Consider the following 13,684-nt stretch of genomic DNA (forward strand, 5'->3'; position numbering starts at 1 on the left):
ACATTCTGCAAGGCGTAAATAAAGGCCTCAACAAATCGTTTCAATAAAGGACTGAAGCGATAAAATCGGCGAAAAGTGGAAGATCATCGGGGAAAACCACCCTCTATTCCAACATTTCTACGACTGGATCCGGGACAAGATGGCCGCCGCAGTGGCCGTCCCTAAATCGGATCAGTATCCTAGCACCTCCTCGCCCGCCGACGCTAAGACCAAGCGGGCAGCCCAACAGGTTTAAAAACGAATGAATGCTCTAGCCCGCCGCGCTGCAGGCCTGCTGCTCAGCACAGTTTGTCTGCCCCTTTCAGCCTTGGCTGCCGACCCACAACCCACCCACGAATTCACCCTGGATAACGGCCTCAAAGTGGTCGTGCGCGAAGATCATCGCGCGCCGGTGGTGGTTTCACAGGTTTGGTACAAGGTTGGTTCGAGCTACGAAACACCCGGCCAGACCGGGTTGTCCCACGCCCTGGAACACATGATGTTCAAGGGCAGCGCCAAGGTCGGCCCCGGCGAAGCCTCGCTGATCCTGCGCGACCTGGGCGCCGAAGAAAACGCCTTCACCAGCGACGACTACACCGCCTACTACCAAGTGCTGGCCCGTGATCGCCTGGGCGTTGCCTTCGAGCTGGAAGCCGACCGCATGGCCAGCCTGCGCCTGCCGGCCGACGAGTTCAGCCGCGAGATCGAGGTGATCAAGGAAGAGCGCCGCCTGCGCACCGACGATAACCCGATGTCCAAGGCCTACGAGCGCTTCAAGGCCATGGCCTACCCGGCCAGCGGCTACCACACGCCGACCATCGGCTGGATGGCGGACCTGGAACGCATGAAAGTCGAAGAGCTGCGTCACTGGTATCAATCCTGGTATGTGCCAAACAACGCCACGCTGGTAGTGGTCGGTGATGTGACCCCGGATGAGGTCAAGAACCTTGCCCAGCGTTATTTCGGCCCTATCCCCAAGCGTGACGTGCCACCCGCGAAAATCCCGCTGGAACTCGCCGAACCCGGCGAACGCCTGCTGACGATGCACGTGCAGACCCAACTGCCGAGCGTGATCCTTGGTTTCAACGTGCCGGGCCTGGCCACCGCCGAAGACAAACGCTCGGTACAAGCCCTGCGCCTGCTCTCGGCCCTGCTCGACGGCGGCTACAGCGCGCGTATCTCGGAGCAACTGGAACGTGGTGAAGAGTTGGTGTCCGCCGCCTCGACCAGCTACGACGCCTACACCCGGGGTGACAGCCTGTTCACCCTGACCGCCACGCCGAACCAGCAGAAGAAAAAGACCATTGCCCAAGCCGAAGCCGGCCTGTGGCGCCTGCTGGACGAGTTGAAAGCCAAGCCGCCGACCAGCGAAGAACTGGAGCGTATCCGCGCTCAAGTGATTGCAGGCGTGGTTTACCAGCGTGACTCCATCACCAGCCAGGCAACGGCTATCGGCTCCCTGGAAACCGTCGGCCTGTCCTGGAAACTGATGGACACCGAACTGGCCGACCTGCAAAGCGTGACGCCGGAAGATATCCAGAAAGCTGCACAGACTTATTTCACCCGCGAGCGTTTGAGCGTCGCCCATGTTTTGCCTGAGGAGACCGCTCATGAGTGATCGTAAAAGCAGCCGCCTGATCTTTCCTGGCCTGGTCGTCGTCACCCTGATCGCCGCCAGTGCCGTGTACTTCCTGCGCCCAAGCGAATCCGTCGCCAGCCAGGCCCTGGATAAAGCTGAATCGGCGAACAAACTGCAATCGCTGGCGGAACTGGATGGCAAGGCGCCGACCAACCGCAAGCTCGACGTGCAAACCTGGACCACCGCTGAAGGCGCCAAGGTGCTGTTCGTCGAAGCCCACGAATTGCCGATGTTCGACATGCGCATCCTGTTCGCCGCCGGCAGCAGCCAGGACGGCGACACGCCCGGCCTGGCACTGCTGACCAATGCGATGCTCAACGAAGGTGTACCGGGCAAGGATGTCAGCCAGATCGCCAGCGGCTTTGAAGGCCTGGGCGCCGACTTCGGCAATGGTGCTTACCGCGACATGGCGCTGGTTTCGCTGCGCAGCCTGAGCGACAGCGACAAGCGCGACGCGGCCCTGGCGCTGTTCGACGATGTGATCGGCAAGCCGACCTTTCCTGCCGATTCCCTGGCGCGGATCAAAAACCAGATCCTCGCAGGCTTTGAATACCAGAAGCAGAACCCGGCCAAGCTGGCCAGCCTTGAGCTGTTCAAGCGCCTGTACGGTGACCATCCTTACGCCCACCCAAGCGAAGGCACGCCCGACAGCATTGCGAAAATTAACCTCGCGCAATTGCAGGCGTTCCACGCCAAGGCGTATGCGGCGGGCAATGCGGTGATTGCAGTGGTCGGTGACCTGACGCGTGCCGAGGCCGAAGCCATGACGGCCAAGGTCTCCGCGTCGTTGCCTAAAGGCCCGGCCCTGGCGAAGATCGCCCAGCCGAGCGAACCGCAAGCCGGCTTGAGCCATATCGAATTCCCGTCCAAGCAGACCCACCTGCTGTTCGCGCAATTGGGCATCGACCGCGCCGATCCGGACTACGCGGCCTTGTCGCTGGGCAACCAGATTCTGGGCGGCGGTGGTTTCGGCACCCGCTTGATGAGCGAAGTGCGTGAAAAGCGCGGCCTGACCTACGGTGTGTACTCCGGCTTCTCGCCGATGCAGGTGCGCGGCCCGTTCATGATCAACCTGCAGACCCGCGCCGAAATGAGCGGCGGCACATTGCGCCTGGTTGAAGACGTGCTGGCCGACTACCTCAAGACCGGCCCGACGCAAAAGGAACTGGATGACGCCAAGCGTGAGCTGGCCGGCAGCTTCCCGCTGTCCACCGCTAGCAACGCCGATATCGTCGGTCAGCTGGGCGCCATGGGTTTCTACAACCTGCCGCTGAGCTATCTTGAGGATTTCATGAAACAATCCCAGGCCCTGACCGTAGAGCAGGTCAAGGCTGCAATGAATAAACACTTGAGCGCCGACAAGATGGTCATCGTGACCGCCGGCCCGACGATTGCGCAAAAGCCACTACCGCCCCCCACTGATAAACCTGCCGAGCAGCCGCTCGGGGTTCCGGAGCATTAATGGCCAGTTCATCTCGCCCGAAAAAACCCGTCCACAACGTGCATAACGGTGTGGGCCAACTGCGCATCATTGGCGGTGAATGGGGCAGCCGCAAGCTGAGCTTCCCCGACGTCGTAGGCCTGCGCCCGACGCCGGATCGCGTGCGTGAAACCCTGTTCAACTGGCTTGCGCCGTACATCGGCGGCGCCAAGGTGCTGGACCCGTTCGCTGGCAGCGGCGCGCTGTTCCTGGAGGCGCTGTCCCGTGGCGCGGCCCAGGGTCAGGCGCTGGACGCCAGCAATGTGGCGGTGTCCAGCCTCAAGGAACACCTGGGCACCCTGCGCTGCACCACCGGCCAGGTCCAGACCGCCGACGCGCTGCGCTACCTGGAAACCCAGGCGGCGACTGAATACGACGTGGTGTTTCTCGACCCGCCGTTCAATCAGAACCTGTTGCCGACCGTGTGTGCGCTGCTGGAAGAGCGTCAGTGGCTGGCGGCGGATGCGTGGATCTACACTGAAAGTGAAACCGCGCCGTCTACCCTCGGCCTGCCGGGCGCCTGGCGCCTGCACCGCGAGCAGAAGTCCGGCCGGGTGTATTACGCGTTGTGGCACCGCCTGGTCGAAAACGCCGCCTGATGTGTGGCAAGCGGGCTTGCCCCGCGTTGGGCTGCGAAGCGGCCCCAAAACAGTCACCGCATTCACTCTGTCGGATCGCGGTGACTGAGCCGGGGCTGCTGCGCAGCCCAACGCAGGGCAAGCCTGCTCGCCACGTGAAGCCTCGCTTGCCACAACAAGCCTGCTCGCACAGAGATGTCCATGACTCCTTCCGTCGACCTGTTCAAACCCGCTTTCGGCCTCGGCAACCCACACCTGCAAACGCTGTGGGGGCCGTTGTGGCGTCCCACCACGCATATCGAACGCCAACGCGAACGCTTGTGGCTGGACGACGGCGACTTCCTCGATCTTGACTGGCATGGCCCCCATGACGCGCAAGCGCCATTGGTGCTGGTGCTGCACGGGCTGACCGGCTCGTCCAATTCGCCCTACGTGGCCGGCTTGCAAAAAGTCCTCGCCGCCCAGGGCTGGGCAAGCGCCGCGTTGAACTGGCGCGGGTGCTCGGGTGAGCCCAACCTGCTGGCGCGCAGTTACCACTCGGGCGCCAGCGAAGACCTGGCAGCAGCGATTGCGCATCTGCGCGCCAAGCGACCGTTGGCGCCGCTGTATGCCGTGGGTTATTCGCTGGGCGGCAATGTGCTGCTCAAGCACTTGGGCGAAACCGGCGAAGCGTCGGGGCTGCATGGCGCGGCCGCGGTGTCGGTGCCGTTTCGCCTGGATCAGTGTGCGGACCGCATCGGGCTGGGCTTTTCGCGGGTGTATCAGAAGCACTTTATGCGCGAGATGCTGGCGTATATCCGCGTCAAGCAACGGCGCTTTTTACAGGATGGCCGTGCGGACGGGCTGAAAACCCTGGAGTCACTGGGTTCTCTAGAGAAGATGCGTACGTTCTGGGATTTCGACGGGCGGGTGACGGCGCCGCTGCACGGTTTCCTCAGCGCCGAGGACTATTACCGTCGCGCGTCGAGCCGGTATTACTTGGGTGACATTCGCACACCCACTCTGATCATCCACGCCGCCGATGACCCGTTTGTGTTCGCCCACAGCCTGCCGGAGGCCAGCGAACTGTCGGACTGCACCGAGTTTGAGCTGCTGGCCAAGGGTGGGCATGTGGGGTTTGTCGATGGTTCTCTCAGACGCCCGAGTTACTACCTCGAACGCCGAATCCCGCAATGGCTACTGACACAACGCGGTTAAAAAATGTGGGAGCGGGCTTGCTCGCGAAGGCGGTGTATCAGTCACAAATCTATCGACTGACACTCTGCATTCGCGAGCAAGCCCGCTCCCACATTTTGATTGGGTTTGCAGGGCTGGCGGCTTAGTCGCCGGTTGCGATTTGCCGCGCCGGATCGGTAATCCACTCGCTCCACGACCCCGCATACAGCTTGCCCAGCGGGTAACCCGCCAGGCTCAGGGCGAACAGGTTATGGCACGCGGTCACACCCGAACCGCAATACGCCACCAGCTCATCCGGCGAACGGCCCTGCAACTGCGCGGCGAAACGCTGTTTGAGCTGCTCAGTTGGCAGGAAGCGACCGTCACTGCCCAGGTTTTCGCTGAACGCCGCACATTGGGCGCCCGGAATGTGCCCGGCAATCGGGTCGATAGGCTCCACGTCGCCGCGAAAACGCGCTTGGGCGCGGGCATCGATCAAGGTCATGCCCGGTTCGCCGAGGCGTTTTTGCAGGTGTTCGGCGTCCAGCACCAAGTGATTGTCCGGCGAACCGGCAAACGTCCCCGGCTCAACCACGGGCGCGTCCAGGCTCAGCGGGAAACCGGCCGCGTGCCAGGCCTTGAGGCCTGCGTCCAGAATAAACACGCCATCGCGTTTGCCCAGCCAGGCCAGCAACCACCACGCGCGGGCGGCATAGGCGCCGGGGCCGTCGTCATACAGCACGATGTCCGTGTCGGCATTGATGCCCCAGGCCCGCAGTTGCGCGGCCAAGGTGTCCGCCGCCGGCAACGGATGACGCCCGGTCACGCCCTTTGTCACCGCACCGCTGAGGTGGCGTTCCAGGTCGGCATATTGCGCACCTTCGATATGCCCTTCGGCATAGCTGCAAAGCCCGTAGTCCGGGTCTTCCAGGGCAAAGCGGCAATCCAGGATCACCAGCCCGGCCGCCTTCTGGCGCTCGGCGAGTTGCTGGGGGCTGATCAGTTGGGCAAGCGGCATGACGGACTCCTGTGAACAGATTCGGGAAAGGTCCTACTTCACTTCTTCCAGTGCCTGATTCAACGGCACGTAAAACTCTTTGAACAAAGCGTCTACCGCCTCTTTGGCCTGGGGCGTGACAAACCCCGCCTCCAGCACCAGCACCTGGTACACCCCACGCTTGATCGCCTCGGCGCTCAAGTGAGCGGAATTTTCATTGGTGGTGCACAGAAATCGCACCCACGAGGTGAGGATGATCCAGGCATTGAGGGTCAGCGCCTCGGTTTGCACCGGGTCCATATTGAGGATGCCGGCATCGACAAACCCTTGATAGATAGCGCCGCCCTGGATCAGGCAACGCTGGGAAAAGCGCCGGTAGCCGGTGGCCAGTTCCGGGTCGCTTTCCAGCAGGTGTTCCAGGTCGCGGTGCAGGAAGCGATAGCGCCACATGCCCGCCAGCACGGCCTGCAGGTAAAAACGCTTGTCTTCGACGGTGACGGCGCGGCCCTGGGGCGGGCGCAGGAAACTGTCCACAAGGGCTTCGTATTCGCGAAACAGCACGGCGATGATCGCCTGCTTGTTGGGGAAGTGGTAGTACAGGTTGCCCGGGGAAATTTCCATGTGGGCGGCAATGTGGTTGGTGCTGACACTGCGCTCGCCCTGCTGGTTAAAAAGCTCCAGGCTGGTTTGCACAATTCGCTCGCTGGTCTTTACTCGTGGTGCCATAGGGGATCAGCTTCTAAACACGTGATGGGGCATCTTACGGCCTATCCTTGTCTGGATAAATCCGCATGTTGCTGCAATGATATTTGACAATTTAGAGCAATGACTCTAAAAATCCAGGCAGACCTATAACAATCGGGAACTGCGCCATGTCTGCCAACGTTGCCTACCTGCAAGATTCCCAGGCGCTGGATCAACTCCAGGACCTTTTCGACGCCCAGCGCCGCGCCTATGCCGCCAACCCGATGCCACCGGCGGCGCAGCGCCAACAATGGCTCAAGGCATTGCGCGATGTGCTCAGCGACGAACGCCAGGCCCTGATCGACGCGATCAGCCAGGACTTCAGCCACCGTAGCGCAGACGAAACCCTGTTCGCCGAATTGATGCCGAGCCTGCATGGCATTCACTACGCCAGCAAACACCTCAAAGGCTGGATGAAACCTTCCCGCCGCGCTGTAGGCATCGCCTTCCAACCGGCATCCGCCAAGGTCATCTATCAACCACTGGGCGTGGTCGGCGTGATCGTGCCGTGGAACTACCCGTTGTATTTGGCCATCGGCCCGTTGGTCGGCGCGTTGGCGGCCGGTAACCGGGTGATGCTCAAGCTCAGCGAATCCACGCCCGCTACGGGTGAACTGCTCAAGGCGCTGCTGGCGAAAATCTTCCCCGAAGACCTGGTGTGCGTGGTGCTGGGCGAGGCCGAAGTGGGCATGGCGTTTTCCAAATTGCGCTTCGATCACCTGCTGTTCACCGGCGCCACCAGCATCGGCAAGCACGTGATGCGTGCGGCGGCTGAACACCTGACCCCGGTGACGCTGGAGCTGGGCGGCAAGTCGCCGGCAATAGTCTCCGCCGATGTGCCGCTCAAGGACGCCGCCGAGCGCATTGCCTTCGGCAAATGCCTGAATGCCGGGCAAACCTGCGTGGCGCCGGACTACGTGCTGGTGCCCGAAGATCGCATCGAGGGGTTCGTCGAGGCTTACAGCAAGGCAGTTCGCGGGTTTTACCCGACCCTGACCGACAACCCGGACTACACCGCCATCATTAATGATCGGCAACAGGCCAGGCTGAATGCCTACGTCAAAGACGCCACCGACAAAGGCGCCACCCTGATCGCCTTGTACGACCAAGGCCAGGCACGGCGCATGTCCCACAGCCTGTTGTTGAATGTCAGCGATGAGATGACTGTGATGCAGGACGAAATCTTCGGCCCGGTGCTGCCGATCGTGCCGTATCGCGGCATTGATCAGGCCTTTGCCTACGTCAACCAGCGCCCCCGTCCGCTGGCCCTGTATTACTTCGGCTACAACAAGGGCGAGCAGAACCGCGTGCTGCATGAAACCCACTCCGGCGGCGTGTGCCTGAACGACACCCTGCTGCATGTGGCCCAGGATGACATGCCCTTCGGCGGCATCGGACCTTCCGGCATGGGCCACTACCACGGCCACGAAGGGTTCCTCACATTCAGCAAGGCCAAGGGCGTACTGGTGAAACAGCGCCTGAACGCGGCGAAATTGATCTACCCGCCCTATGGCAAGTCGATCCAGAAGTTGATTCAGAAGTTGTTTGTACGCTGATTCCGCCACTCTCGGGACAACAATAATAATGAACCCTAGCCTGACTGAAACACCTGCGCTGTCGCGGCGCGGCGTCTTGAAAATCGGCCTGTGTGCCAGCGCGTTCCTAGCCACTGCCGGGCTGGGCGCCAGCCTCAGCGGCTGTTCCAGCAGCACCCCGGCCAGCGGCTTTGCAATGCTGCGCAGCAGTGACTTGCCGTTCTTGCGCGCGGTGATCCCTGTGCTGCTCGAGGGCGTGGCCAGCGCCCAGGACGTGGTCGCCGGGATTGAAGACACCCTGAAAAAACTCGACTACAGCCTGCAGCACCTGTCGCCGGAGATGTTCAAGCTGACCCAGCAACTGTTCGACGTGCTGGGCATGGGCATCACCCGCGGCCCGCTGACGGGGATCTGGGGCAGTTGGGAAAATGCCAGCAGTGAACAGATCCGCAACTTCCTGCACCGCTGGGAAAACAGCTACCTGAACCTGCTGCGCATGGGCCAGGGCTCGCTGCTAAAGCTGGTGATCATGGCGTGGTACTTCCGCCCGCAATCCTGGGCCCATTGCGGCTACCCCGGCCCGCCGAAGATCTAAACCTGACAACCCGATTAGAAAATGTGGGAGCTGGCTTGCCTGCGATGGCGGTGTATCAGCGATGAATTGATCGGCAGGCAAACCGCTAGCGCAGGCAAGCCAGCTCCCACACTGGTCGCAACTTCGTACAAAAAAAATAAGAGTGCACACCTATGCCCGTACCCGATCTGTTCCGCGACGGCCTGGCCCGCGGCTGGAAAACCCACAATGGCGCCGCACTCGACAGCGACCTGACGCTGGAAGCCGATGTGGTGATCATCGGCAGCGGTGCCGGCGGTGGCACCACTGCCGAAATCCTCAGCGCCGCCGGCTACAAGGTGCTGCTGATCGAAGAGGGCCCGCTCAAGACCAGCAGCGACTTCAAGCTGCTCGAAGACGAGGCCTACGCCAGCCTGTACCAGGAAGGCATTGGCCGCATGAGCAAAGACGGCGCGATAACCATCCTGCAGGGCCGGGCGGTGGGCGGCACCACATTGATCAACTGGACCTCCAGCTTCCGAACGCCGGACGCCACCCTCACCCACTGGGCCAGTGAGTACGCGGTAAAAGGCCACAGCAGCGCCGAGATGGCGCCGTGGTTCGAGAAGATGGAACAGCGCCTGGGCATCGCCCCGTGGGCCATGCCACCGAATGCCAACAATGATGTGATCCGCAAAGGCTGCGAAAAGCTCGGTTACAGCTGGCACGTGATCCCACGCAACGTGCGCGGCTGTTTCAACCTGGGGTATTGCGGCATGGGTTGCCCGGTCAACGCCAAGCAGTCGATGCTGGTGACTACCATTCCGTCCACCCTGGAAAAGGGCGGCGAACTGCTGTATCTCGCCCGCGCAGAACGGCTCAAGTACAGCGGCGACACCATCAGCAGCCTGGAATGCATGGCCATGGACGAGCGTTGCGTCGCGCCCACCGGTCGCAAGATAACCGTCAAGGCCAGGCATTACGTGCTGTCGGGCGGCGGCATCAACAGCCCGGCGCTGCTGATGCGTTCGGACGCGCCCGACCCGCATTCGCGCGTGGGCAAGCGCACGTTCCTGCATCTGGTGAATTTCTCTGCCGGGCAGTTTGACGAGGTGATCAACCCGTTCTACGGCGCGCCGCAGTCAATTTATTCCGATCACTTCCAGTGGCTGGACGGCACCACCGGCAAAATGTCCTACAAGCTGGAGGCACCGCCCTTGCACCCTGGGTTGGCCAGCACACTATTCGGCGGTTACGGCACCGGCAACGCGCTGGATATGAGCCAGTTGCCCCATACCCACGCCATGCTTGCCCTTTTACGTGATGGCTTTCATCCCGACAGCCCTGGCGGCACGGTGGAATTACGCGGTGACGGTACGCCGGTTCTCGATTACGCAGTATCGCCCTACGCCTGGGACGGCCTGCGCCGAGCCTTCCACAGCATGGCCGAGATCCAGTTCGCGGCGGGCGCCAAGTCGGTCAAGCCGTTGCATCACGACGCGCGTTACGTCAGCACCCTGGCCGAGGCACGCAGCCTGATCGACGGCCTGAGCCTGGAACTGCATCGAACCACCCTGGGCAGCGCCCACGTGATGGGCGGTTGCGCCATGGGCGAAGACCCGAAAAACGCCGTGGCTGACAGCCTCGGTCGCCATCACCAGTTGCGCAATCTGTCGATCCACGATGGCTCGTTATTCCCCACCAGCATTGGGGCTAACCCGCAATTGTCGGTGTATGGATTAACCGCGCAACTGGCGACAGCGTTGGCCGAACGTCTGAAAACAGCGTGAAAAAACAGGTTATTCGCGGTGTCTATAGTGCTTTCTTCTGCATAAGTTGACTTGGCCGACCGGGATGGCTGCGATACCATCCGGTTCCCCAACGGACTCCGCCAGGACGACGCGATGAACCGAGTGTTGTACCCAGGTACCTTCGACCCGATTACCAAAGGCCATGGCGATCTGGTCGAACGCGCCTCTCGCCTGTTCGACCATGTGATCATCGCGGTCGCTGCCAGCCCCAAGAAAAACCCGCTGTTTCCCCTGGAACAGCGCGTGGAGCTGGCGCGTGAGGTCACCAAACATCTGCCTAACGTGGAAGTGGTGGGTTTTTCGACGCTGCTGGCACACTTCGCCAAAGAGCAGAACGCCAATGTGTTCCTGCGTGGCCTGCGCGCGGTGTCGGACTTCGAATACGAATTCCAGCTGGCCAACATGAACCGCCAATTGGCGCCGGACGTGGAAAGCCTGTTCCTCACGCCGTCGGAGCGTTACTCGTTCATTTCCTCGACGTTGGTCCGTGAAATCGCCGCTTTGGGCGGAGATATCACCAAGTTCGTACACCCGGCTGTGGCGGATGCGCTGACACTGCGCTTCAAGAAATAATTTCTGAAGCGCGGGCTTGTCTGTGCTGAGCCTGACTTGTTCATGCTGAGCCCGGTTTGTCTGTGCTGAGCCTGGCTTATCTGTGCTGAGCGGGCTTATTGTGGCGAGCGGGCTTGCCCCGCGTTGGGCTGCGAAGCAGCCCCAATAAAGCCACCGCGCAGTTTCAGTCAAAACTCGGCCGCCTGTTTTCAGGGCCGCTTCGCAGCCCAACGCGGGGCAAGCCCGCTCGCCACAACAGGCACGGAGCTCGCCACAATAGGCGCGGCGCTCCCTACAACAAGCCCAGCGATCGCCACAGCTCGCACTGCGGGCGCCAATGCGGCACAATTGCGCGCATTCGTTTTCAGATGCCCTGGCTGACAGCCCTGGCAGGAGTTTCCATGTCCCTGATCATCACCGACGATTGCATCAACTGCGACGTCTGCGAACCTGAGTGCCCGAACGCTGCGATTTCCCAGGGTGAAGAGATCTACGTGATCGACCCCAACCTGTGCACCCAATGCGTCGGCCACTACGACGAGCCTCAGTGCCAGCAAGTGTGCCCGGTAGATTGTATTCCGCTGGATGAAGCACACCCTGAGACTGAAGAGCAGTTGATGGAGAAGTACCGGAAGATTACCGGTAAGGCCTGAGACTCTGTGGCGCCCATCCGGACCTCATCGCAGGCAAGCCAGCTCCCACATTTAAACGTGTGAATACGGTCAAGTGTGGAAGCTGGCTCGCCTGCGATGGCGGCATCAGCCCTCACACAACACTCAGCTCTGGCACTTAGGGCAAAACACACTCGCCCGCTGCCCCAACACCACATTGCGCAACTCGCTGCCGCAGACCTTGCACGCCTCGCCGCCCCGGCCGTAGACGAACAGTTCCTGCTGAAAATACCCCGGCTGCCCGTCACCGCCGATAAAGTCCCGCAATGTGGTGCCGCCACGCTCGATGGCGGCGGCCAGCACACGCTTGATCTCAATTGCCAGCTTCAAGTAACGCCCGCGTGAAATGCCACCGGCGGCGCGACGCGGATCAATCCCGGCGGCAAACAGCGCTTCGGTCGCATAGATATTGCCCACGCCCACCACCACCGCGTTGTCCATGATGAACGGCTTCACCGCCACGGACTTGCCGCGGGACAGCTGGAACAACCGCTCGCCGTCAAACAGGTCAGTCAACGGCTCCGGCCCCAGGCGAATTAGCAATTCGTGGTTGTGCGGGTCCTGGCTCCAGAGCATCGCGCCGAAGCGCCGTGGGTCGGTGTAGCGCAGCGCCATTCCCGACTCCAGCTCGATGTCCACATGCTCATGCTTGAGCGCGGGCGAACCGGCTTCCACCAGCCGCAGATTGCCCGACATGCCCAAGTGGCTGATCAAGGTGCCCACTTCGGCATTGATCAACAGGTACTTGGCCCGCCGCTCCACCAGCACGATGCGCTGCCCGGACAGGCGCACATCCAGGTCTTCCGGGATCGGCCAGCGCAGGCGCCGCTCACGCACCACCACACGGCTGACGCGCTGGCCTTCCAGGTGCGGCGCAATCCCGCGCCGGGTGGTTTCGACTTCTGGTAACTCGGGCATGTGTACCTCGTGAAAAAAGGGTCAGTGCGCGCCCAGTTCGCGGATCGACAACTTCATGCTTTCGAAGTCGTAGTCCGACAGGCCCACGTAATCCAGCACCAGATGGCCGATGGCATTCCACTCATGGTCCACGGCCTGGTTACCCAGCACGCGACAGGACGAACAGATGTGCTCAGCCATTTTCAGGATGGCCAGCAGGTTTTTAAGTTGCGGCGTGCGCGACGACTCATCGCTGAAAATCGCCAACGCGTTGTGGTGGTTGGCGATCGCGTCGGTCACATGCTCCGGCAGGCGCCAGGATTTGGCGGTGTAGTAGCCGACCACGGCATGGTTGGTGTTGAACGCGTTGTTCTCGGTGTCGACCACGCGGCAATCGGGCCCGGCATTGGCGTAGGCCTGCTCCAGCACCGTCATGTAATTGGGGAACCGCTTGAGCATCAACGGCACGCCGCAATCGTGGAACAGCCCCAGGGCATAAGCCTCGTCCACCGCCTGCGAGCCGGTGCGCTTGGCCAGGGTCAGGCAGGTCATGGCCACATCCTGGGCGGTGTCCCAGAAGCGGTTGAGGGTGACAATGGTGTCGTCGCTCATCTCGCCTTTGATCGACTGTGCGTTGATCAAGTTGATGATCGAACGGCTGCCCAGCAGGTTCACCGCACGCTGGATCGAGGCAATCTTGTTGCTCAGGCCGTAATACGGCGAGTTGACGATCTTCAGCAATGCGCCGGACAGGCCCGGATCCTGGGAGATCAACCGCGCGATCACTTCCAGGTCCGGGTCGGGCATGTACTGCTCCATCTGCAAATCCACCATGATTTGCGGTTGAGGCGGCACGCTGATGCCTTGCAGGGCCTGTTGGATCTGTTCGGCGGAAAGCTCTTGGGACATAAGTACACACTCTGGGCTAGGCGGCGATTCTAACCCTTATGAAGACTTGACCGACACCCAAATGCCGAACTGAAACCGGATCAAATGTGGGAGCGGGCTTGCTCGCGAACGCTCGGTGTCAGTCACCGAATACAGTGGCTGATCCACCGCTTTCGCGAGCAAGCCCGCTCCCACATGTCCGGCG

The 13,684-nt window shown here is 61.6% G+C and carries 13 protein-coding genes; 9 read left to right on the plus strand and 4 right to left on the minus strand.

What is annotated here, in order from left to right; genetic code table 11:
• Positions 1-241: 241 nt before the first annotated feature.
• From ABWL43_RS27485 to ABWL43_RS27500, 4 genes are all read left to right on the plus strand, one after another.
• Positions 242-1,597: a pitrilysin family protein gene (locus ABWL43_RS27485; protein ID WP_145157749.1), complete on the plus strand. Its 1,356-nt coding sequence runs from the start codon at positions 242-244 to the stop codon at positions 1,595-1,597.
• Complete coding sequence (locus ABWL43_RS27490) at positions 1,590-3,080, plus strand: pitrilysin family protein (protein WP_145157752.1); 1,491 nt, start codon at positions 1,590-1,592, stop codon at positions 3,078-3,080. The genes ABWL43_RS27485 and ABWL43_RS27490 overlap by 8 nt, the downstream gene beginning before the upstream one ends.
• Positions 3,080-3,697, plus strand: a complete 618-nt coding sequence (rsmD, locus tag ABWL43_RS27495; RefSeq protein ID WP_242199815.1) for a 16S rRNA (guanine(966)-N(2))-methyltransferase RsmD — start codon at positions 3,080-3,082, stop codon at positions 3,695-3,697. Before ABWL43_RS27490 ends, rsmD begins: the two co-directional genes overlap by 1 nt.
• Positions 3,698-3,877: 180 nt before the next feature.
• Positions 3,878-4,873 (plus strand): hydrolase, encoded by a 996-nt coding sequence (locus ABWL43_RS27500; RefSeq protein WP_404485702.1) that lies wholly within the window; start codon positions 3,878-3,880, stop codon positions 4,871-4,873.
• A gap of 121 nt (positions 4,874-4,994) precedes the next feature.
• Here ABWL43_RS27500 and ABWL43_RS27505 read toward each other — a convergent pair whose 3' ends face one another.
• The gene (locus tag ABWL43_RS27505) at positions 4,995-5,849 is read right to left on the minus strand and encodes a sulfurtransferase (protein ID WP_404485705.1); all 855 of its coding nucleotides are present in this window, start codon (positions 5,847-5,849) and stop codon (positions 4,995-4,997) included.
• Between the two features lie 33 nt (positions 5,850-5,882).
• Positions 5,883-6,554 carry a TetR/AcrR family transcriptional regulator gene (locus ABWL43_RS27510; protein WP_025859550.1) on the minus strand — a complete coding sequence of 224 codons (672 nt, stop codon included), beginning with the start codon at positions 6,552-6,554 and terminating at the stop codon, positions 5,883-5,885.
• 146 nt (positions 6,555-6,700) lie between these two features.
• Here ABWL43_RS27510 and ABWL43_RS27515 point away from each other — a divergent pair, with 146 nt between their 5' ends.
• From ABWL43_RS27515 to ABWL43_RS27535, 5 genes are all read left to right on the plus strand, one after another.
• Positions 6,701-8,128, plus strand: coding sequence for a coniferyl aldehyde dehydrogenase (locus ABWL43_RS27515; RefSeq protein ID WP_404485709.1), 1,428 nt, complete (start codon positions 6,701-6,703; stop codon positions 8,126-8,128).
• A gap of 28 nt (positions 8,129-8,156) precedes the next feature.
• Positions 8,157-8,702, plus strand: a complete 546-nt coding sequence (locus ABWL43_RS27520; RefSeq protein WP_145157765.1) for a twin-arginine translocation pathway signal protein — start codon at positions 8,157-8,159, stop codon at positions 8,700-8,702.
• 152 nt (positions 8,703-8,854) lie between these two features.
• The gene (locus ABWL43_RS27525; RefSeq protein ID WP_404485713.1) at positions 8,855-10,450 is read left to right on the plus strand and encodes a GMC family oxidoreductase N-terminal domain-containing protein; all 1,596 of its coding nucleotides are present in this window, start codon (positions 8,855-8,857) and stop codon (positions 10,448-10,450) included.
• A 114-nt stretch (positions 10,451-10,564) separates the two neighbouring features.
• Positions 10,565-11,044 (plus strand): pantetheine-phosphate adenylyltransferase, encoded by a 480-nt coding sequence (coaD, locus tag ABWL43_RS27530; protein ID WP_003176711.1) that lies wholly within the window; start codon positions 10,565-10,567, stop codon positions 11,042-11,044.
• A 380-nt stretch (positions 11,045-11,424) separates the two neighbouring features.
• On the plus strand, positions 11,425-11,676 hold the full coding sequence (locus ABWL43_RS27535; RefSeq protein ID WP_003195146.1) for a YfhL family 4Fe-4S dicluster ferredoxin: 252 nt from the start codon (positions 11,425-11,427) through the stop codon (positions 11,674-11,676).
• A gap of 123 nt (positions 11,677-11,799) precedes the next feature.
• Here the strand turns inward: ABWL43_RS27535 and mutM are convergent, their stop codons facing one another.
• On the minus strand, positions 11,800-12,612 hold the full coding sequence (mutM, locus tag ABWL43_RS27540) for a bifunctional DNA-formamidopyrimidine glycosylase/DNA-(apurinic or apyrimidinic site) lyase (RefSeq protein WP_145157771.1): 813 nt from the start codon (positions 12,610-12,612) through the stop codon (positions 11,800-11,802).
• 21 nt (positions 12,613-12,633) lie between these two features.
• On the minus strand, positions 12,634-13,446 hold the full coding sequence (locus ABWL43_RS27545; protein ID WP_262206628.1) for an HDOD domain-containing protein: 813 nt from the start codon (positions 13,444-13,446) through the stop codon (positions 12,634-12,636).
• Positions 13,447-13,684: the final 238 nt, after the last annotated feature.

Source organism: Pseudomonas sp. HT11, from assembly GCF_044875395.1.
Classification (GTDB): domain Bacteria; phylum Pseudomonadota; class Gammaproteobacteria; order Pseudomonadales; family Pseudomonadaceae; genus Aquipseudomonas.

Excerpts from the sequence above, each read along its gene's own strand:
- ABWL43_RS27510 (WP_025859550.1), bottom strand. The coding sequence starts at position 6,554 with ATGGCACCACGAGTAAAGACCAGCGAGCGAATTGTGCAAACCAGCCTG.
- ABWL43_RS27520 (WP_145157765.1), top strand. The coding sequence starts at position 8,157 with ATGAACCCTAGCCTGACTGAAACACCTGCGCTGTCGCGGCGCGGCGTC.
- ABWL43_RS27500 (WP_404485702.1), top strand. The coding sequence starts at position 3,878 with ATGACTCCTTCCGTCGACCTGTTCAAACCCGCTTTCGGCCTCGGCAAC.
- ABWL43_RS27485 (WP_145157749.1), top strand. The coding sequence starts at position 242 with ATGAATGCTCTAGCCCGCCGCGCTGCAGGCCTGCTGCTCAGCACAGTT.
- rsmD (WP_242199815.1), top strand. The coding sequence starts at position 3,080 with ATGGCCAGTTCATCTCGCCCGAAAAAACCCGTCCACAACGTGCATAAC.
- coaD (WP_003176711.1), top strand. The coding sequence starts at position 10,565 with ATGAACCGAGTGTTGTACCCAGGTACCTTCGACCCGATTACCAAAGGC.
- ABWL43_RS27515 (WP_404485709.1), top strand. The coding sequence starts at position 6,701 with ATGTCTGCCAACGTTGCCTACCTGCAAGATTCCCAGGCGCTGGATCAA.
- ABWL43_RS27490 (WP_145157752.1), top strand. The coding sequence starts at position 1,590 with ATGAGTGATCGTAAAAGCAGCCGCCTGATCTTTCCTGGCCTGGTCGTC.
- ABWL43_RS27525 (WP_404485713.1), top strand. The coding sequence starts at position 8,855 with ATGCCCGTACCCGATCTGTTCCGCGACGGCCTGGCCCGCGGCTGGAAA.
- mutM (WP_145157771.1), bottom strand. The coding sequence starts at position 12,612 with ATGCCCGAGTTACCAGAAGTCGAAACCACCCGGCGCGGGATTGCGCCG.
- ABWL43_RS27505 (WP_404485705.1), bottom strand. The coding sequence starts at position 5,849 with ATGCCGCTTGCCCAACTGATCAGCCCCCAGCAACTCGCCGAGCGCCAG.
- ABWL43_RS27535 (WP_003195146.1), top strand. The coding sequence starts at position 11,425 with ATGTCCCTGATCATCACCGACGATTGCATCAACTGCGACGTCTGCGAA.